This window comes from Leptospira sarikeiensis, assembly GCF_004769615.1.
GTDB classification, from domain to species: domain Bacteria; phylum Spirochaetota; class Leptospiria; order Leptospirales; family Leptospiraceae; genus Leptospira_B; species Leptospira_B sarikeiensis.
In genome coordinates this window covers 272,394-290,499 of the sequence record NZ_RQGF01000035.1, presented here as the reverse complement: position 1 = coordinate 290,499, position 18,106 = coordinate 272,394, and the positions used below count along the sequence as shown (strand labels likewise).

Annotated in this window: 19 protein-coding genes; 9 read left to right on the top strand and 10 right to left on the bottom strand. The window is 40.5% G+C overall.

Annotation, left to right across the window (positions count from 1 at the left end):
• Positions 1-153: 153 nt before the first annotated feature.
• Positions 154-603, bottom strand: coding sequence for a YqaA family protein (locus tag EHQ64_RS18160; protein WP_135651204.1), 450 nt, complete (start codon positions 601-603; stop codon positions 154-156).
• Positions 604-784: 181 nt separating this feature from the next.
• On the opposite strand from EHQ64_RS18160, the gene EHQ64_RS18155 reads away from it, so the two are divergent.
• Together EHQ64_RS18155 and EHQ64_RS18150 are read left to right on the top strand one after the other, a co-directional pair.
• Complete coding sequence (locus EHQ64_RS18155; RefSeq protein WP_246048832.1) at positions 785-1,579, top strand: porin family protein; 795 nt, start codon at positions 785-787, stop codon at positions 1,577-1,579.
• Between the two features lie 110 nt (positions 1,580-1,689).
• Entirely contained in the window at positions 1,690-2,961 is a 1,272-nt protein-coding gene (locus EHQ64_RS18150) for a HAMP domain-containing protein (RefSeq protein WP_135651203.1), read from the top strand.
• On the opposite strand, the gene pyrF is transcribed toward EHQ64_RS18150, so the two are convergent.
• The 4 genes from pyrF to speD all read right to left on the bottom strand — a co-directional run bounded on the left by pyrF (position 2,953) and on the right by speD (position 5,985).
• Entirely contained in the window at positions 2,953-3,762 is an 810-nt protein-coding gene (gene pyrF / locus EHQ64_RS18145) for an orotidine-5'-phosphate decarboxylase (RefSeq protein WP_135651202.1), read from the bottom strand. The genes EHQ64_RS18150 and pyrF overlap by 9 nt on opposite strands.
• On the bottom strand, positions 3,762-4,604 hold the full coding sequence (gene speE / locus EHQ64_RS18140; RefSeq protein ID WP_100725017.1) for a polyamine aminopropyltransferase: 843 nt from the start codon (positions 4,602-4,604) through the stop codon (positions 3,762-3,764). Before speE ends, pyrF begins: the two co-directional genes overlap by 1 nt.
• 10 nt (positions 4,605-4,614) lie before the next feature.
• A complete protein-coding gene (locus EHQ64_RS18135; RefSeq protein WP_135651201.1) occupies positions 4,615-5,481 on the bottom strand; it encodes an S-adenosylmethionine decarboxylase in 867 nt (288 codons plus the stop codon).
• A 117-nt stretch (positions 5,482-5,598) separates the two neighbouring features.
• Positions 5,599-5,985 (bottom strand): adenosylmethionine decarboxylase, encoded by a 387-nt coding sequence (gene speD / locus EHQ64_RS18130; RefSeq protein ID WP_008596834.1) that lies wholly within the window; start codon positions 5,983-5,985, stop codon positions 5,599-5,601.
• A gap of 229 nt (positions 5,986-6,214) precedes the next feature.
• Here speD and EHQ64_RS18125 point away from each other — a divergent pair, with 229 nt between their 5' ends.
• Positions 6,215-6,625 (top strand): hypothetical protein, encoded by a 411-nt coding sequence (locus EHQ64_RS18125; protein WP_135651200.1) that lies wholly within the window; start codon positions 6,215-6,217, stop codon positions 6,623-6,625.
• A 139-nt stretch (positions 6,626-6,764) separates the two neighbouring features.
• Here the strand turns inward: EHQ64_RS18125 and EHQ64_RS18120 are convergent, their stop codons facing one another.
• Positions 6,765-7,250 (bottom strand): DUF2505 family protein, encoded by a 486-nt coding sequence (locus tag EHQ64_RS18120; protein ID WP_135651199.1) that lies wholly within the window; start codon positions 7,248-7,250, stop codon positions 6,765-6,767.
• A gap of 234 nt (positions 7,251-7,484) precedes the next feature.
• On the opposite strand from EHQ64_RS18120, the gene alr reads away from it, so the two are divergent.
• Genes alr through EHQ64_RS18100 form a run of 4 tightly spaced genes read left to right on the top strand, consistent with a single transcriptional unit; the run spans position 7,485 to position 11,449 of the window.
• Positions 7,485-8,615: an alanine racemase gene (gene alr / locus EHQ64_RS18115; protein ID WP_135651198.1), complete on the top strand. Its 1,131-nt coding sequence runs from the start codon at positions 7,485-7,487 to the stop codon at positions 8,613-8,615.
• 27 nt (positions 8,616-8,642) lie between these two features.
• Positions 8,643-9,782, top strand: coding sequence for a lysophospholipid acyltransferase family protein (locus EHQ64_RS18110; protein ID WP_135651197.1), 1,140 nt, complete (start codon positions 8,643-8,645; stop codon positions 9,780-9,782).
• Between the two features lie 12 nt (positions 9,783-9,794).
• Positions 9,795-10,694 carry a hypothetical protein gene (locus EHQ64_RS18105; RefSeq protein WP_135651196.1) on the top strand — a complete coding sequence of 300 codons (900 nt, stop codon included), beginning with the start codon at positions 9,795-9,797 and terminating at the stop codon, positions 10,692-10,694.
• A complete protein-coding gene (locus EHQ64_RS18100; protein WP_135651195.1) occupies positions 10,691-11,449 on the top strand; it encodes a hypothetical protein in 759 nt (252 codons plus the stop codon). Before EHQ64_RS18105 ends, EHQ64_RS18100 begins: the two co-directional genes overlap by 4 nt.
• Before the next feature lie 17 nt (positions 11,450-11,466).
• Here EHQ64_RS18100 and EHQ64_RS18095 read toward each other — a convergent pair whose 3' ends face one another.
• Complete coding sequence (locus tag EHQ64_RS18095) at positions 11,467-12,138, bottom strand: LIC_20245 family lipoprotein (protein ID WP_135651194.1); 672 nt, start codon at positions 12,136-12,138, stop codon at positions 11,467-11,469.
• On the bottom strand, positions 12,135-14,435 hold the full coding sequence (locus EHQ64_RS18090; RefSeq protein ID WP_135651193.1) for a sensor histidine kinase: 2,301 nt from the start codon (positions 14,433-14,435) through the stop codon (positions 12,135-12,137). The genes EHQ64_RS18095 and EHQ64_RS18090 overlap by 4 nt, the downstream gene beginning before the upstream one ends.
• 163 nt (positions 14,436-14,598) lie before the next feature.
• Between EHQ64_RS18090 and EHQ64_RS18085 the strand changes: the two genes are divergently transcribed.
• Entirely contained in the window at positions 14,599-15,174 is a 576-nt protein-coding gene (locus tag EHQ64_RS18085; RefSeq protein ID WP_135651192.1) for a lytic transglycosylase domain-containing protein, read from the top strand.
• Between the two features lie 7 nt (positions 15,175-15,181).
• Here EHQ64_RS18085 and EHQ64_RS18080 read toward each other — a convergent pair whose 3' ends face one another.
• Both EHQ64_RS18080 and EHQ64_RS18075 read right to left on the bottom strand, forming a co-directional pair.
• Positions 15,182-15,532 carry a Cys-rich protein gene (locus EHQ64_RS18080; RefSeq protein WP_135651191.1) on the bottom strand — a complete coding sequence of 117 codons (351 nt, stop codon included), beginning with the start codon at positions 15,530-15,532 and terminating at the stop codon, positions 15,182-15,184.
• On the bottom strand, positions 15,529-17,226 hold the full coding sequence (locus tag EHQ64_RS18075; RefSeq protein WP_135651190.1) for an ArnT family glycosyltransferase: 1,698 nt from the start codon (positions 17,224-17,226) through the stop codon (positions 15,529-15,531). The genes EHQ64_RS18080 and EHQ64_RS18075 overlap by 4 nt, the downstream gene beginning before the upstream one ends.
• Before the next feature lie 193 nt (positions 17,227-17,419).
• Between EHQ64_RS18075 and EHQ64_RS18070 the strand changes: the two genes are divergently transcribed.
• On the top strand, positions 17,420-18,106 hold the full coding sequence (locus EHQ64_RS18070) for a TetR/AcrR family transcriptional regulator (protein ID WP_135651189.1): 687 nt from the start codon (positions 17,420-17,422) through the stop codon (positions 18,104-18,106).

Genomic DNA, 18,106 nt, shown 5'->3' with positions numbered 1-18,106 from the left:
GAAAGCTTCTCTATAGACTTAATTTTGTTAGAAGCGGTTTGGAAAAATTTTTCCAAAGTCCGGTCATTAGAAGGACTCACCTAGATTTCGTAAAACAATTTTAAGATCCGAAATCGGTTCGGAGAATATTATAAGTTCCTGTATTTCAAAAAATTACAAGCTGACCCCGTATGCTAAAGCGAGGTATCTTAAAACTCGAAGAGAAAAAACGACCAAAACAAATATCCAAAACTTCTGGCGGAAGAACCCGGATAGTACTGTGATTGGATCTCCTACAAATGGGAGAAAAGAAAACCCTAAGGCCCAATATCCCCATCTGGACATTTTATCCGCCCAGGCAGAATATGTTTTAGATTCCGAGATCTTCTTCTCTATTCTTTTCCCGAACCAATATCCCAAGCCATAATTGAAAGCACAGGCCGCACAATTACCGATAGATGCCCAAACAACCGCTTCACCAGGAGAAAGCCCAGACCATATTGCCCCCATAAGAGCGGCTTCGGAGCTAAATGGTAATAGAGTCGCTGCCCCGAAGGAAACGAGAGTTAGCCCAGGCCCAGTATATAACTGTAGGAATTCCGACAAAAGTTTTGAAAGTTCCAGACACTTCTCCTAAATACCAATTTTTTCCTGAAAATCCAATTTCATATGACCCATTTCCATTCTGAAAAGATACCTAAAGTAAGACGTTTTTGATAAAAGAAAGTCTAGTTTAGATCGAAACAAATATTTTCTTTGTATATTAAGTTTTATATAGCAGGAATACAGACCGGAGCAGCCATAAGTGAGAATTATCCTATTTGAGAAAAAGTTAATATCTATCTTTCTATTTTCTACTATTTCCTTATTCATACCGAATTCTATCTTCGCGGAACCCTTTTCTTTGGTAGGAGATGGGACACAGATCTCTCCCTTTACCGCAAAGATCGGAGTTGGTGCCGGGCAGGCAGAATATCAATACGGGCTTTCTGGAAGATCGGAAACGTACAGAGCTTCCTTTGAGTATAATCCTAAAAATTTAGGTTTCGAACTCGGAGTAAACAGAGGAAATTATTTCGTTCCACCTGATAAATCTACCGAATTCGCTTCTGCAATGTTACTTTCTGCGCCTTCTTTCGATCATTTCGGTTATTATCTTTCTGCCGCAGCAGCAATCGATAAGGTCACTTTCTCAAAAACATTTTTGGATCTTGGCCCCACATTTCATTTTCGTCCCGGATCTAAATTTGATCCGTATATAGGCGCCGGTATTGGAATAGCAGATATAGGATCCAAACAATCATCTCTACGTGCTTATGGAAAACTAGGCGTCCGAATGAATTTTGAGCATAGTTTCCTGTTTTTGGAACTGGAAGGAGCTTCTATCAATAGACATTTCCAAGGGGAGAAATATATTTACGGAGAAGGTTCCGGAATTTTCGGATTCGGATATTATTTTGGCAGCTCCGGAACCTCAAAACAGGAAATCGAATCTCCGAAACAAAAAGAAGAACCTGCGCCTAAGCAGGAAGAACCGAAACAAGAAGAAGTCCCTCCTTCTAATACGGAAGACAATAAGACCTCTGAAGAGATCCGTTAAGCACACCCGCAATTCTTATTATCTTTTATAAAGGAATAACGTAATTTTTCGTTTTACCTTATATCCGACCTAAAAACAATACGAAGCAAACGTATATTTGTTTGCTTCGTATGGACATTTTCCAATTTTCATACCATTCTATCGGTTATATTTCAGGAACCATATTCTCAGTATTTCTACTCGGCTCACTTTTAAGCCTGAAAGATAAAACAAGACAAACTTGGATCCTAGTTGTATATCTACTCTTTACCCTATTTTTAGATTTCGGATTTCTAATTAGAACTGCGATCTTCTCCCCGGCCTTTTCCAAGCCGGCATGCTTTCTGATCGCGCTATATACTTCTTTCTCGAACTTTGTATTATTATATTTTATTTATTCTTTCTTCGGAATGGATAAAAAGAAAGGTTCCAGATCCGCATTAGCAATCATATTTTCGGCGGGTCTGTTCGGCTTTTTATTCTATGTAATGAAAAATATAGATTCTGAAGTTTCTTATAATTTCAGCATACAGATGTTCGAATTCCAAAAACCGGAATCCACCTCTCCGATGGGATCCATCCATTTTCTCACTTTTATTTGGATCTTATTCGTGGTCTTAAGACAAAATCGAATAGAAAGAAAAAAACTAACTGCAGATACTTTAGATCCGGACGATGCTGCCAGGGCCGAAATTAAAAAGTTAGTTAAAACTTCCCGTTATTTCGGGTGGGCGGTCGGAATTCATGCTTCATTCTCTATGATGTACACAATTTACGGATTCGGTTATCTTTCCTTTTCGAACTTCCAACTGATCCTAACATCTGCGATCAGCCTCCAACTTTTTATCTATACTGTCCTGTATTTGAATTATTTTCCACAGCCTTCTTCTTTTATGATCAAGGTTGTAGGTGTCTCTTTAGCAACAGTGCTCATTCTACTTTGTGTGGTTGCAAGGATCAGTTTTATCCTGATCGAACGCCATTATGATGAAGCGAGAAGTACGGAAATAGAGAATCTGAGGGAAAATCTGAAATCAGGAAGAGGAAATCTTCTTCCTAAAAGCGTAATATATTTGATCTCAAGTTCCGCACCCAAGAATTCTTTTCACTCTGAACCGTCTGAAGAAGACGGGGAGAACTTCATTTCAAAAAGAATGTATCGCACACTTTCTTTCCAAGGAAATAAACCGGTATATATCATTTGGTACACATTCTCTACGGAAGGAAGAAGATACGAGATAGGTTATCCTTACGAAACTTATAGTAGAATGATCCACTCAATCGTGAGTATCATTGGGATTATTTTAGTTTCTTCTTCAGTTTTTCTTGTCCTTATACTTCCGTATTTGATCCGGAAAGGCCTTGCAGACCTGAAAAACAATCCGATCGGATTTTTAGACTAAAAGTTTTCTCATCTGCTCCGTGACTGAGGCTGCCGCTTTTCGGGCCGCTTCTGCAAAGTCAGGACCGGAAGAAGAGAAAATGATACTTCTAGAAGAATTCACGAGTGAATTCTTTCCACAAACAGAGATAACTTCTTCTAAGGAGGCGCCTTGAGCACCGTAACCCGGGATTAAAAAGATCCGATCTGGATGAGCTTTACGAATTTCTAATAATTCCTTTGGATGTGTTGCTCCGACTACTAAACCTACATTCTTTGCAGGGAATTTTTCACTTAGAGCAGCTACTTCCCTATATAGAGTTCTGCCGGTTTCTGAGAATGTTTTTTGTTGGAGTTCCGCAGAATCCGGGTTGGAAGTCAAACAGAGTAAGAACACCATTCTGGAATCGTCCTCTATGAACGGTTTGATGGTATCGGAACCCATGTATGGTGAAAGAGTAAGAGAATCCACTCCAAGTTCTTTAAAAAAGAATTTAGCGTATTGTCTTGCAGTATTATCCAGATCTCCTCGTTTTGCATCTGCTACGATCGGGATCTCAGGATGATTCGTTTTGATATGAGAGATTAGTTTTTCGAACTGCTCTATTCCCTTCGATCCGAAAGCTTCGAAGAAGGCGATATTCGGTTTATAAGCCACTGCATATTCTGCGGTAGCATCTACGATCTCTCTGGAAAATACGTAGAGACTATCCGGGACTTTTTCTAGAGAAGGAGGAAGTTTGGAGATATCAGGATCGATTCCAACGCAAAGAAGGGAGTTTAGCTTCTCCCTTCTTTTTACGAATTTGGAATAGAAATCCATTATTTTCTTACGATGTACTCTTGCGCGAATGGAGGAAGAGTAAACGCAGCCTTATGGATCTCGGCAGAGTAGTATTTTAAACCTTTCGGAACTCTATTCGGATCAGGTTGGACCTTATAAGGATCCGGACCTTTAGAACAATAAGTGAATCCGATGATCCCGGAAGGATATGTAGGAACAACTGTGAAATAGTATCCACAATGATCGAATACCTGAGGAATGAATTGGAATAATTCCTTAATTATCTTTCCGTGATAGTAAAAACTTTCCGCCTGACTGGTGCAGATCCCACCTTGTTTCAAGGAAGCCGCCATTGTCTCGTAGAAAGGTCTTTTGAATAAAACTTCTGCAGGGCCAACAGGATCGGAAGAATCCACGCAGATAACGTCGAAGTATTCCTTATAATCCTGAACGTATTTCGCTCCATCTTCATACGCGTGAACTACTCTTGGGTCTTTCATCGCATTTGCGATCTCAGGAAAGTATTCGTAACATACGTCTACGACTCCCTTATCGATCTCGCAAAGATGGACTTCTTTTACGGAAGGGTGTTTTAGGATCTCACGAACCGTTCCACCGTCACCGCCGCCGATCACGAGAACTTTCTCAGGATTCGGGTGGCTCATCATAGGAACGTGAGCGATCATTTCATGATACGCAAACTCGTCCGCCTCGGTCATCATGACCACTCCGTCCAGAGTGAACATTCTGCCGAAACTTTGGGATTCGAATACGTCTATTTTTTGGAAAGGAGTCTTACGGGAATGTAAGAACTCCTTCACTCTAATCTTGAGAGCCCTTCCGTTAGGTAACTCGAGGGTCTCGTCCAGCCAAAGTTCCAATAGTCCCCTCTTAGAAGCGGTTTGTTACTGTAAGACGCATTGCAGCGCCTTTGAAAAATTTGCGAGTAAACTCAGCCGCTACTTTAGGATCGTATCCCTTGCAAGAGAAGATATCGATATAAGAAGTATTGGTATCGTTTGCGAAGTGAGCGGAGATACAAGAAGTCTCGATCAACTGCACCATGGAATAACCAGCAACACGATCGTCCTCTCCGAAATAAACTACTTGGGTCTCGCCAAAACGTTTCATTTCGATCAGGTCGCAAAGCTCGATCACATATTGTTTGATCGCATCTGCGTCACGAATTAGAGCCGCGTCACAATTTTCCAGGTCGATAGAAGTGAGAAGTCCCCAAGCTCCGTCTTTGAAAGGCTCGTATACTTTCAATTCAGGATCGGATTCGATCTTGGATTGGATATAAGTAGGGAAACTTCCATTAAAACGTTTGCGAACGATCTCAGCCTCTTCGTTGCGAGCCCATGCAAGTTCTGGGTTTTTCATCGCAGGATGATAAGTAATCTCTGTTCCAGCTTCGATGTCACGAAGAGCAACCAGAGTGATATCCCCTTGGAAACCACAGTTTGCGTCCGCAGATTGGCGGATATAATGCACGGAGTCGATCCCGTCATCATGCAAAGGAGAAACTAAGTAAAAGTCCTTATGCACTCTATGAGGAGAAGAAAGTCCGGAAAGACCTGCAAGCTCGTTCTTATGAACTGCTTTGCCTCCCCAAACAGCTACTACCTCTCCGGCAGAGATATTTTCCTTAGTGAAAAGGAAAGCTTCTCCCTTATCGGTTGTACCGACTTCGATGTTGCTTCTGATATAAGAAAAACGATTAACGATCTTAAGTTTGTCTTGGGTATTTAGGCTCATACTCTGATACCTCTCCTCGTAAAAATCTGAAAATAAGACGACTCAGTCCTTCCTCCTGGAGAGGGGAACTGATCTTTATCAATTTGGGTGTTTCCGGCTCTGCCGGAGAGAAGATTCTTATTTCCCAACTGGTTTGTGAGGTAGGTCTACGCCAAGTTTCAACAAACCGCGCTTCATTTCCACTACGGAGATGCTCTTTGAGCCGAAGCGTTCCTTGAGATATTCCAAAGCTGCCTGATTATCGATCAAGTCTCCGCAAGTGAAGACGTCGATAGCGCAATAACCGTATTCGGGCCAGGTATGTATGGCGAAATGGGATTCGCTCACGACAACCACACCGCTCACACCAAACGGGCTAAATCTATGAAAAACAGATTTAACTGTGGTGGCACCGGAGAGGTCGACTGCCTTCAACATGATATCTTCTACCAATTCGTGATTGTTGATGGTCTCGTAATCACACTCATAAAACTCTGCAATTACGTGCTTTCCCAATGCGTTCATCTACTGCCTGACACCTCCGAACCGATTCTGGTTAGTAACCGAGCATGCGTATGACTATGTTTTTTTGTCAACTCTCTACGTAAATTTATATTTATTTTTTCTGTGTCGCTTTTTCTAAGATCGGAAGAAGTTAGAAATGTTTTACATTAGAATTTTCTGACGAGACTCAGATAGAAATTCCACAAGGAGCTTCCACATCAAAAATCTACGATTTCAAAAATGGGTCCTTTTGAGCTTTTTCGGGCTTTTTTGGGTATTTTTAGGTACGCTAGTTTATATAAATTCGGATCGAATCGTACTTTGGAATACTTCTTCTTTTATATTTCATTCCAAACAAGAAGCAATTTCGAGTGCAGAGAAGAATGAAAAAAAAGGAATCGTACTTATCTTAACGCCCAAAGCCTGCGGAGAATGTGGCGTAAGTACCACAGTTCTTAAGGAGCTAGACTCTCTTGGATGGACGATCTTGGTTTTAAGAGAAGAAGATCCAGATTACGAAACGATCCTCTCCGATGATAGATTCTCAGAAATACTGCCAGTAATCCAAGGATCCAAACCAGCTTGGGGAATATTGAATTTGGGAGAAGAACTTCTTCTGATAAAGCCCGGCTTACCTGCCAAATCGGATCTAAATCTGTAAGCTACCAAGAAGCTTCGCACCGAGGCCACAGAGTTCACTGAGTGGGCTTGTTCCTACATTAATAACTCTGTGTGCTCCGTGTTCTCTGTGCGAAACTAATGGGTTTCGCTTCTGGATTTTGTCGAAGTGCCTACAGCCCTTAGTCCTTTTTTAGGAAGTCGGAGATTGAGTTTTTGTCTTTTTCTAAAGAATGCCTATGGATCTCTTCGATGACAGTTTCGATTACGGAGCCCATTAAGAATACTCCGGAGTTGACTTTTACGTCGTAACTTCTTTCAGACTCATTCGGGCCGATTTCTTTGTACACTGAGAAACCTTTGATCGTTACAATGGAATCGTTTCCTGGAGGAGCGATGGTAAACTCGTGAGTATTCGTAACGATATCGAATACTGAATCTTCCAATAGAGAAGGATCGGAAAGTAATGTGGCAAGTACCTTAGGAAGGGATTCGGCTAACTTTACCTTTCTTTTTTGATAAACTTTATTTCCCTCTTTTCTTTCCTCTAAGAGTTCTACATTCTTCAATTCTGGAAAACGATCCAAATATTTGTATCTATCTTCTCTTGCTCTAAGCAGATCTTGAAGGGGAACTGGGAAAGTTTGCACTACTTTATATTGTTTCATCCGGGATTCCTGGGAACTTGTTTAGCCGTTTCTCGGGCAGTTTGTTCGTATTTCCCCGGTCGGGAAACCCTTTTTTCCTTCCGGTCGAAAGGAAAAATCAGAATGACAGGCGGCGCGTAAAAGAGCCTTATGACTGAAGGTCCAGAGGCTTTTCTAACCCCTTTTTATTAGCTGGATGCTCAAGTCCGATAGAATGCGAACATCGAATCCCCTACTTTTCTCTTAATTTCAAGAATGAAAGACAGAACTTGGATAGAACTTTCCCGAACGGCGATCAGAGAGAACCTGAAAAACTTTCGCGCCTTACTTTCTTCTAAAACCTTACTGACTGCAGTCATTAAATCCAACGCGTACGGACATGGTCTTTTGGAGATCGCTGAACTTGCCAAGGAAGGTGGAGCGGATCTTTTCGGAGTGAACTCCTTGGAAGAAGCAAAACTTCTCCGTGGGAAATATCCTGACTTCAAAATCCTAATCATGGGAGAAATTCCGGGTCTTGCAGAAAGGACATCTGAAGTTTCGGATCCGAATTTTTGGATCATAGTATCTAGAACTGAAGAAGTACGTATTTTATCGAATTGTAAACCTTCTCCTAAGATCCATCTAAAGGTGGATACGGGAATGGCGAGACTTGGTTATTCCGGATCGGATCTAGAAAGAACTCTTTCGGAGATCAAATCGAAAGGGCTTCGTCTGGATGGGATCGCTACACATTTTGCAAGCACGGAAGATGTGTTGGAACAAAAATATTCCAAAGAACAGATGAAGTCTTTCTCTGAAGCGATTTCTCTCGCGGAAAAATTCGGATTCAAGGATCTTCTGAAACATTCTTGTGCCTCTGCTTCTACCATGTTATTTCCGGAAGCTCATTACGATCTAGTGAGAGTCGGAATTTCCTTATACGGTCTTTGGCCGAGTTTACAGACTAGACTTTCTTTGCATCTAAGCGGTAAAAAAGATTTTAATCTTTCTCCGGTTCTTTCTTGGAAGTCCAGGATCGTTCATATAAAGACAGTTCCGGAAGATAGTTTCGTAGGTTACGGATCCACCTACCAAACAAGCGCTCCGACTAGGATCGCAGTTGTGCCTGTAGGTTATTACGAAGGTTTAGATCGTAAACTTTCGAATAACGGAATGATGCTCGTACAAGGAAAACGTGCGAAGATCCTAGGAAGGATCTGTATGAACATGACCATGTTGGATATCACACATATTCAGAACGCAAAGATCGGGGACGTAGTCACCGTTATCGGAAAAGACGGAGAAGAAGAGATCTCTGCAGATGATTACGCAAATTGGACTTATACGATCAATTACGAAGTTACTACCCGAATCAGCGAATCGGTCCCGAAAAAGATCATTTAAAACAAATAGTGAAGAAGGATATATTCTATGAGTTCTAACTCAGAAAAAGAGATCACGAAAGAAGTACGACCCGTTTATACTACAAAAACGTACAGCTTTCTGATCAATATAGTATTTAAGGCGAGAGGAGTTTTGTTCGACGGTTTCGAGGAACATTTCCCTACGAATAATCCTAAGAAGATCTTGGATGCGCCCTATCCTTCCGTCTTGATCGCAAACCATGTTTGGGAAGGAGATGTTCCTGCACTTGCAGCGGTATATCCTCACGTTCATCCTTCTATCAAGTTCGCGATTCCTGCGAGAGAAGATATTTTAGGAAAAGATTTTTTAGTGAAGGAATTCAAACCGAAAGGTCTTTTAAAATTTTTCTTCTTACTCATTGATAAATCAGGGATCATTCCGAAATATTTGGATTATATAGGTTGTGTTCCGATCAAAAGACCTTTTCGAGACAATGCGAGAGAACTCCTAAAAAAAGGACTCTTAAGAGAAATGGTAGAACAAGAGTGGGGATATCTTTCCGACAGGATCTCCGAAGGTAGGAACTTATTCATGTTCCCGGAAGGAGTTTTTAACCAAGACGGTTATATGGCTCAGGTGAAGAAGGGAGTGTTCTTTCTAAGAAATAAATTTAAGAACATCAACTTCACTTCTTTCACTTTGACCTACGATTATTTTTCTTCCAAAAAATCGGAACTACATATAGGCTACGGGGCGCAATTCCCGATCCCTGAAAATGCAGATGCGGATCAGGTCTCTAGTATCGTAAAAGAAAAACTGGGAAGCGGATACACGATCACTGCAGGAAATTTAGCATCATACATAGTGTTAAAATTCGAAGGAAAGGCAAAAGAAAGTAAGGAGAAACTATTTTCTACTCTTACTTCCTTTGCGGAGAAGATCAAGAACTCTCATCCTGAAATTTATATCTCTGAAAAATTCAAGACCGAAGCATTGAAACATGCATTCGATTCATTTTTGGAAAAGGCCAAAAAAGCTGGATTCCTAAAATTAGAAGGCAATGACATCGTCTTCTTAGAAAAATTATTTCAGATCCCGAAAGATTTGCATAATCTAAAAAAGAAAAACCTGGTCTTATATCATAGAAATCAACTGACTTATCATCTTCCTAAACTTGATAAAGTTTGGTCTTCGATTCACGCCTAAGAGGAGTTACTTTTGGCTTTTTGGAAAAGATTTGTTTCCCGTAAAACTAGAGTTGAGAACTGGATCACAAAACCAGGAACTCTAGAAAACAGCATACGTAAGAGTTTAAACTTCTTATTTCAATCTAGTCTAGAGGAAATTTTTCCGGAAGATATTTCTATCTCTCCTTCCGTTATCGGACTTGTTCGTCTTCCTGAGGAAAAACTGAAAGTTTTAGCGGAAGAATTCCCGGTTGAAAAGGCATTCCCCTACTCTTCTCTGGACGAATTTTTGTCGGAAGAATCCAGAGACGCGATCGTAGAGTTTATTGCGGGGACACAGGCAGCTCCTTCTAAAAATTTAATTCTAGGAATTCTAAATCAACCGGAAGTTCAGGGAATCTTTTCCCAAGGTCTGGAAAAAGTTCTAAGTGAATTCCATAAAAAGATAAATCCACTCCACGGAGTTTTTCAAGCCGCCGGTTTGGAAAAACAGATCTCTCAGTTCTTATCTTCCTTACTTCCTACATTTACAGAAAGAATTGCAGATTTTATTTCCATCGGATCCGGAACTCAAGAGATCCAGTCTGTGATCCGAAACACTCTTAAAATTTTATTCCAAACTGGCTTTTATGATCTAGGAAGATTGGAAACCTCCAAATTCGGAGCAGGCTCCGATAGGATCAGAAGAGCGATCGCAAGCGATGAAAAAGTAAAATCAGCTATGGAAAATCTATATTCTGTAGGAAGAGATACATTACTGAATCATTATAGAAAAGAAACTCTGAAAGAATTCATAGGACTCTCTGAACCGGAATTAGAGCTTTGGATCGGAAAGATCGCGGACGATGCCGCTTCGAATATTAGAAAAGTACATTCTAAAAAACCACTTTCTCCTTTGGTCTTGGATATTCTTTCGGATATTTTGGGATGAAGAAGGTTATTTCCACAATCCAGAATGCTTTGGAGTATTTGGACAAATTAGGTCCTCAGAAATCATTCCAATTATTTCGGAACCTGGGTTATGAGGCTTTGTTCTCTATCTCGGAGAAAGTGGATCATAAAAGCCTTCTTTTCTTAAGTCAAAATCTAAGCGAACAAGAGATTGTGAGTTTACTACAATCTATCCAAGAATCCATTCTAGTGGATCTGATCCAAAACACTGTTCCTTCCGATCTTGTATTTTATGTAAAACATTTGGGCCTGAAGGATCTGAAACTTTTGGCGGAATCTATTTCACCTTCGGATGTGTCCAAGATCAATTCTACAATCGGTTCCAAAACGATCGTTGAGATCTTAACAAATATAGGGCCGCATTCTGCTCTCGCATATCTGGACGCAATCGGAGTGGATTCTTTCTTGGAGTTAACTAAGTCTTTACCTGTAAAAGATTTTGTTCCTCTTACAAAAGCTTTAACTCCACAGGAATGCGCGGAATGGATCCGCAAAAGATCCATCTCGGAGATCCCAGCATTGCTAAAAGCACTTGGGACCAAAAATGCAATAGGGTTACTTCAACAAGTAGGGTTTCAAAAAGTGCTCTCCATACTTTCCGTTTTAAACCAGGACGAATTAGTACATTTAATCCATACTTTGAATAAAATGAAATTACCTTCCGTTAGGAAACCCGCCGCTAAAAAATCAAAGCCTACCAAAACGGAAAAAAGAGCCGGAAAAAGAAAACGTTAAGTTGTTCCGGGCTAGAATCAATTTCCTTTCTGAGCCGCTAAAACTTCTTCCCTACTCTTAGAAATACTTTCCAATCTTTCCTTTAGAAGTTTCTCATATTCTAGGTTGGAACTTTTCGGGTTATCCGATACAAGTTTACGGTAATTTTCCATTCCATAATTCAAGATCTCGAGCATATCATCGGATCTTTTTAATTTAGTACTCAGATAGAAAGTCATCTCTTCTTTCGGAACGTCCTTTCTTTCTAAAATTTCCCTTTGGATCCTGTAGTAATTATCCTCATCTTCCTTTTTCTTTCTTGTTTGTTCTTCCGTAAGTTTTTTAGGAATGAGAGAATTGTTCGGGAATTTTTCGGTAAGAGGTTTAAATTTTTCGTACATTTGTTCGTAAAGTTTCGCCCTCTCTTCCGGAGTAAGACTTTCTAAATAAGATTTCTTTTTAGTAGGTTCCGTTTCGGATTGTACTGCGACCGGGCCGGATGCAGTCTCTTCTACATGTCCGGAAAAATCCAAAAAGGATCCCCCTTCAAATACCGAACTTTCCTTTCTGAGTAATGTCTCCTCGGAAAGTCCACCTTGATAGTTCGTATTTTCTTTATGTTCGGAAGCCCCTGGGAATAAGAGATAAAATATCCCGATCAGAGAAATGATAAGTAATGTGATAACTATATATGTTTTTTTTTGACTCATTCAGAATACAAAGGTAAAATCACCTTAAAAATGCTGCCACCTTTTTGGTTTGGCTCTACGATGACTTCTCCACTCATTTTATTTATTAAAGTCCGACTGATGGAAAGACCAAGTCCAGTACCTCCGACGGTCCTGTTTCTCTGATCCGGGATCCTAAAAAATCTTTCGAAGATCAAATCCTTATATTTAGGATCTATCCCGATCCCTGTATCGGTAAATCGGACTTCTACTTTTCTATCCGAAATTTTTCTGAGAGAGACATCTATTCCTCCCTTTTCCGTATATTTTATCGCGTTCACGAAAAAATTTGTAATGATCTGAGAGAATTCGAATCGAACTCCTTTAAGTTTTAGATTGGGAGAAAGATCCGTGGTGACTGTGAGCCCACTCTCGGAAGCGGAAGGAGAATTTATATAAAGCACTTCTTCTATCACAGTTAAAGGATCGAAAATTTCGTACATCTCTTCCGATGTTTGGGATTCTTTCTTTTCCAACTGGAGAAGATTATCTATTAAGAAATTCAATCTACGAACATTCTTACGGATCACATCCGCCATTTCTTTTTGATCGTCGTTCAAAGAAAGTATTGGATCCGCAAAAAGAAGATCGAAATATCCTTGGATATTTGTCATTGGAGATCTAAGTTCATGAGATATATTGGATATAAACTCATGTTTGATCCTTTCGGATTCTAAGATCAAAGCATTGTCATTCACTTGGATCTGATAAAATCTTTTTGTCTCTGCACTAAATCCGGTAACACTCAGGCCTACTGAAAATTTTGTGCCGTCCTTCAGTATCAATCCGGCTTCCGGGATAAAGGTCATATTCTGATCTTTTCCCCCCGGAGATTTCAGTTCCGTTTGTTCCAAAATATCAGGAAGGACCCTGGCAAGTCGGATATTCTTGATCTCGGAGGTTTGGTAACCGGAAACTTCCCTAAATCTTCTGTTCGCATCCACGATCATCCGAGTATCCGCATTTACGATGATCATCGCATCCGTTGCGAACTCGAACATGTAACGATATCTTTCTTCGGTAGTTTGTCTTTTGAGATCGCTGATATCCAGCCTTGTCTCCAAAAGATAATTGTCTTCGGATAATCTTTTATTCTTTTCCTCTATATCCCGGATCTCTTGATTCAAATAATCTAATATTCCATTCACTGTCGAACGTATGAACAGATACGGGCTTTTAGGGAGCTGGGTATCGAGTGCAACCTCTCTTCTACCCGAAAAAAGCGCCAAGGCCAATTCTTTCATTTCAGAAACCAAACTTCTCAAAGGAGCGATATCCTTTACCTGGTTCCCGAACTTAGTTTTGCCGTTCGAATAATAACTATGATTCAGTTTAGAATTTATTTGCGTGATAGAAGAAGGAAATTTAGGAAAAGGATTATCCGCGACCGAATGTGCAAGATTTTCCAGGACCTTCTTCCCTCCGTCCAAACCTGGGAAAGTTTTTCCGTAAATATCCATTACGAAACGTACATCTTCCAAAGAAGGCATTCCGGAGAGTATCCTTCCTAATTCAGGAACAGGCCTTCTATAAAACCCGTCCAGCTCCCCGGGTTTCCAAGGACAAGGCCCGACCCAATCCGCTACGAAAGAATCTCCTTCATAAGCAACGTGATTTGCAAGATCTTCCATTGCCTTCTTGATCGCTCTAGACACTCGATTGGCTTCTTCCGGGAACTTGGATGCAAATCTTCCGGTAAAAACTAACATATTTGTAGGAAGATAATACGGCGGGATCTCATTCTCTACAGTGAGACAGTATCCCTTCTCCCCAAAAAATGGATACTCCTGTAAGGATGCAGCGGCTCCCAAACATTCCGCACGAATGAATTCATGAGCGAGTAACGTAGGCCTTGTGGTTAAATAAGGGACCGGTTTTCTTCTGTGGTAATTTTCGGATCGAAAAAATTCTTCTGCTACAAATCTATCTAATGAATACGGATGTAAGATCGGTAAAAAACTATGATACGAATCACGGATCGCTTCAGCTTCCATATATGATGCCGAATAAAATCCATGCACCAAACAAGAAAGTACGATCCCTCTATAAAATGTCCAATGAGGAGATGTCTTTCTGAGCTGTTGATCTACCCATGCAGTGAAGGGAATTTCTCCCGCTTCCGCTCTACCTTCTCTCAAATGTGCAAGTACTGCCTCGTAACTCTTGAGAGCCCTAACTCTGACTAGTACGTCTTCTTCTTCAAAATACCCTCGGCTAAACGCCAAAAATACCGGGAACGCTGTGAGCCTTGGGGTTGTGACTATTTCTATTTCTATCACGCGGCCTATCGTTCTCTAGCACCGGCTTTTTTCAAGAAACCCTTGGATTTCCATTCGAAAACCTGCAAAAAAGACTTCAGAGTTCTCTATTTTCTACCGAGAGACATAATAATACGGTGGAGATTAATCCTTTCGGCGTAGGCAGGAACTCCTGAGGTATCTTATGAAGTTAGATGATCTAGAATCTTATCAAAGAATCGTCTCCAGAATGGAGGAGATCAAAGGGATCACGGAAAGATTTCAGCCGAAACCTCCTGTCCAAGAAACAAATCCGGAGCCGAAAAAAATTGAGTCACCATTTTCCCAAGAATTAGAAGCTCGAATGGGGGGTTTATTCTCCGGCGAGAGCGATCCCACTCCGGCAGAATTGTCGCCGATCATAGAAAGAGAATCTTTTCGAAATCATCTAGATCCTAATCTAGTAAAATCAGTTATCAAGGCTGAGTCCGGATTTAAGGCAAACGCGGTTTCTCCAAAGGGCGCAATCGGTCTGATGCAATTAATGCCTGGCACAGCGGATATTTTGGGGGTCGAAAATCCTTTTGATCCGGAAGAGAACATCGCCGGAGGCACTAAGTTTTTAGCCGATATGATGAAAAAATTCGGGAATACGGATATGGCGATCGCGGCATATAATGCTGGGCCGGGCGCTGTCCAAAAGTATGACGGGATACCGCCTTATAAAGAAACTAAAGATTATGTAAAAAAGGTAAACAGATTCTGGAAGGGAGAAAATTAAGAAAACTTTAATAATATTTTTTTAATTCTCCGAACAAACAGGAAGTCAACTCGGAACAACTCGCCATTTTCTCAGGCTGAAGACATACTTGCATTTTATCAAAATGTTTTCTACATCCTCTCAAGCAGGAATTTTCCACTTTGTATAGTTGATCTTCGGAACTTTGAGGATACATTTTCTGAGTACATTTTGCAAGATTATCGCAATAATCCAAACAGATCTCTTTTCCTTCCCAGTCCATTCCGGATTGAATGACCGTCCCCCGAGAATATTTGAATGCGATAAAAGTGCCGACACAAAGTCCCAATACGAAAATCGGGAGATAAGGTAAAAATTTTCTGAAAGAGATTAGATTCATCGACTCTCCAATTCGGAATTCTGATTCCGAGTAGGCCTATAAAAATACACATATTCTTTTCCCTTAGTAGGGCTCAGGAGTTCCTGCAGAGTAACATCTCGTTTCCATACCGCCTGTGTTTGAATAAGCTCATATCCTGATGGGATTGGAAGTTGCTCCTGAAAGAACACGAGATATCTGGAACCATCCACACAGTTGCGATCTGCTCCCGGAACAGAATGAACAATTTCTGCGTCAGGCAATGCATTCTTAAATGTAAGCGCGGTCCAAGGATTTTCCGAAATTACGCAGAGATGCTTCGCTTGCAGAATGGGACCTTCTTCCGGGACCTCGTTTAAATTCAATCTGGGAAGAATGGAGAATTGTATGTAAGCGAGTAAACCTGCGGCTAAGATTAAATTTGCTGCTGTGATGGAAGGAACTCCCTCCTTTTTTGCCGAAAGTTTCCTTTTCCAAACAAAAACTAAGAGTAGAAATGCAGAAAATACTAATTCCGCCCAGATCTTTTGCTCGAGCAGGATCCCGAAAGTCCACATTCCACCTAAAATCAAAACAGCCGCGCCAAGGCAAAATGCAAAATTAATAGAAAGTAGTTTCGAAAATTCTAATTCATTCTTTCTAACTAAGAACAAGCCGATCCCCAAAAAAGCGAGAGGGATCAATGGCAGAAGATAATAAAAATCCTTTCGATTCGGGCTTAAATGGACTAAACAAATTGCAACCGTCGCCCATAGGAAGGAACTCCCTACCAATTCTCTTACAGATCGAGTTCTGAAGAATAACTTGGAGTAAAATCCATAGAAAATGCCCAAACTAAACGGAAAACTGTAAAGGAAGAATCCGACAGGGATGATCCATTCTCCCTGATTTGCTGTCGCCGTGGAGAATTTACCTAGATTCTCTGTGAAGAAGAATACTTTTAGGAACTCTTTTCCTAAATCGGAATAAGAGACTAATACTAGAACCCAGATCGCAGGGACGATTAGAGAAGAAAAATGGAATAACGAATGAGAGAAGAGTTCCTGCCATATTCTTCTCTTCCCTGTCCATACCCCTTTAGGTGAAAGAATGAAAATTCTAAGAATAGAATAAGATCCTAAGATAATCCCGCTATAAACTTGAAAAACCGGCCCCTTGATCAAAATTGCAATCCCGGAAAATAATCCGCCTGCAAAGAGCCAGAATCGATTTTTGGAAATCCTAAATTCTAAAATAGAAACGGAGACAAGTATGATAAAAAAAGTCAGTAAAGATTCCATCATCACAAGTCTCGAAAATTTAAACACTCCCAAGGTTAGAGTGTATGCAATTGAGATCGTGAACGACAGTTTAGCGGTAGCACTTCCTCTTCTTAGCCCTAAATAGATTAAGAGAGAGGTTCCACAAAAGAGTAAGAAGGAAGGAAATCTTTCCGCAAAAAAACTAACACCGAATAGGCTATCCGAAAAAATTCCGAGCCAAAAAAGAGCCGGTGGTTTGTAAAGATTTAGGACTCCTTCAAATTTAGGAAAAAGAAAAGAAGAAGTGCTTAAACTTTCACGGATCGTGGCGACATGCATCGCCTCATCCCCTTGGGTTAAAATTGCATTCCCCCCGGAGCCAGGAAGTAAAAAGAATACGTTTAACAAAACGAGCAAAGAGACGAATAATTTGTCGCCGCTCAATTTTTTCTTAAAAACCGGATTCCTAGTCATAAATTTGAAAAAAGTTCCCTTTTTAAAGGTCCCATATTTAGAAATATGAGAAACCTAAGATGTAATCATTTACTTACTTATCACCATATTTCAAACAGAAACAGGATAGGCAAGATGAAAGCGTTCTCTAAAAAACAAAAATGCGCTTGGCTGATTAGTCAAAGGTCGGGATACATCCCATATAGGCAGTTAGATGGTTCGAATACCTAAAAAGAAGGTCAAAAAAAGCAAGGTCGCAAAAGCCGGATCCCATAGCTCAAACAAGGGAGCTAAAAAAAGGGACCGAAAAGCGACCGAAACCGCTTTGATGAAGGCGGCAATTCAGGTATTTGCCAAAAAAGGTTATGATGCCGCGACCACTAAGGACATAGCAAAGACTGCAGGAGCAAACGAAGCTCTGATCATGAGGTATTTTGGCGGCAAAAAAGGACTCTTAGAAGCAATACTTACAAGGACAGATGACTTGGGAGAAGAGTCTTCTATCAAAAGAGAAGCCGAATTAAAATCAGACCTTCACCTAGACGAAGCCTTATTCGAATCCATTATGGAAAGATGTTCCGATTTTAAACATTATTCGGACTTTATGAAAGTCGCAGTTAGTAGGATCATTCTAGATCCGGATGTAAGTAGGATTATTCAAACTAAGATCTATTCGAAAGCGATTCCCGAGATGACACTTGAATTAGAGAAATTTAAAAAAGCAGGCGAGATTGATTCTAAGGCAGATCTAAAATCCGTAGCATTCGGCATCTCTTCTTTGACTTTCGCTTTAGGATTTATGGCCCAAGTTGTATATAAGTTTCCAGATTCGGAAATTCGGGCGACTATTAAGGAGATGGTAAGAATCCTACAAAAAGGATTAAAACCAGATTCAAAATAA

Coding starts and splice junctions, on each gene's coding strand:
- EHQ64_RS18150 (WP_135651203.1), top strand. CDS start 1,690: ATGGACATTTTCCAATTTTCATACCATTCTATCGGTTATATTTCAGGA.
- pyrF (WP_135651202.1), bottom strand. CDS start 3,762: ATGGATTTCTATTCCAAATTCGTAAAAAGAAGGGAGAAGCTAAACTCC.
- EHQ64_RS18135 (WP_135651201.1), bottom strand. CDS start 5,481: ATGAGCCTAAATACCCAAGACAAACTTAAGATCGTTAATCGTTTTTCT.
- speD (WP_008596834.1), bottom strand. CDS start 5,985: ATGAACGCATTGGGAAAGCACGTAATTGCAGAGTTTTATGAGTGTGAT.
- EHQ64_RS18120 (WP_135651199.1), bottom strand. CDS start 7,250: ATGAAACAATATAAAGTAGTGCAAACTTTCCCAGTTCCCCTTCAAGAT.
- alr (WP_135651198.1), top strand. CDS start 7,485: ATGAAAGACAGAACTTGGATAGAACTTTCCCGAACGGCGATCAGAGAG.
- EHQ64_RS18110 (WP_135651197.1), top strand. CDS start 8,643: ATGAGTTCTAACTCAGAAAAAGAGATCACGAAAGAAGTACGACCCGTT.
- EHQ64_RS18100 (WP_135651195.1), top strand. CDS start 10,691: ATGAAGAAGGTTATTTCCACAATCCAGAATGCTTTGGAGTATTTGGAC.
- EHQ64_RS18095 (WP_135651194.1), bottom strand. CDS start 12,138: ATGAGTCAAAAAAAAACATATATAGTTATCACATTACTTATCATTTCT.
- EHQ64_RS18085 (WP_135651192.1), top strand. CDS start 14,599: ATGAAGTTAGATGATCTAGAATCTTATCAAAGAATCGTCTCCAGAATG.
- EHQ64_RS18080 (WP_135651191.1), bottom strand. CDS start 15,532: ATGAATCTAATCTCTTTCAGAAAATTTTTACCTTATCTCCCGATTTTC.
- EHQ64_RS18075 (WP_135651190.1), bottom strand. CDS start 17,226: ATGACTAGGAATCCGGTTTTTAAGAAAAAATTGAGCGGCGACAAATTA.
- EHQ64_RS18070 (WP_135651189.1), top strand. CDS start 17,420: ATGGTTCGAATACCTAAAAAGAAGGTCAAAAAAAGCAAGGTCGCAAAA.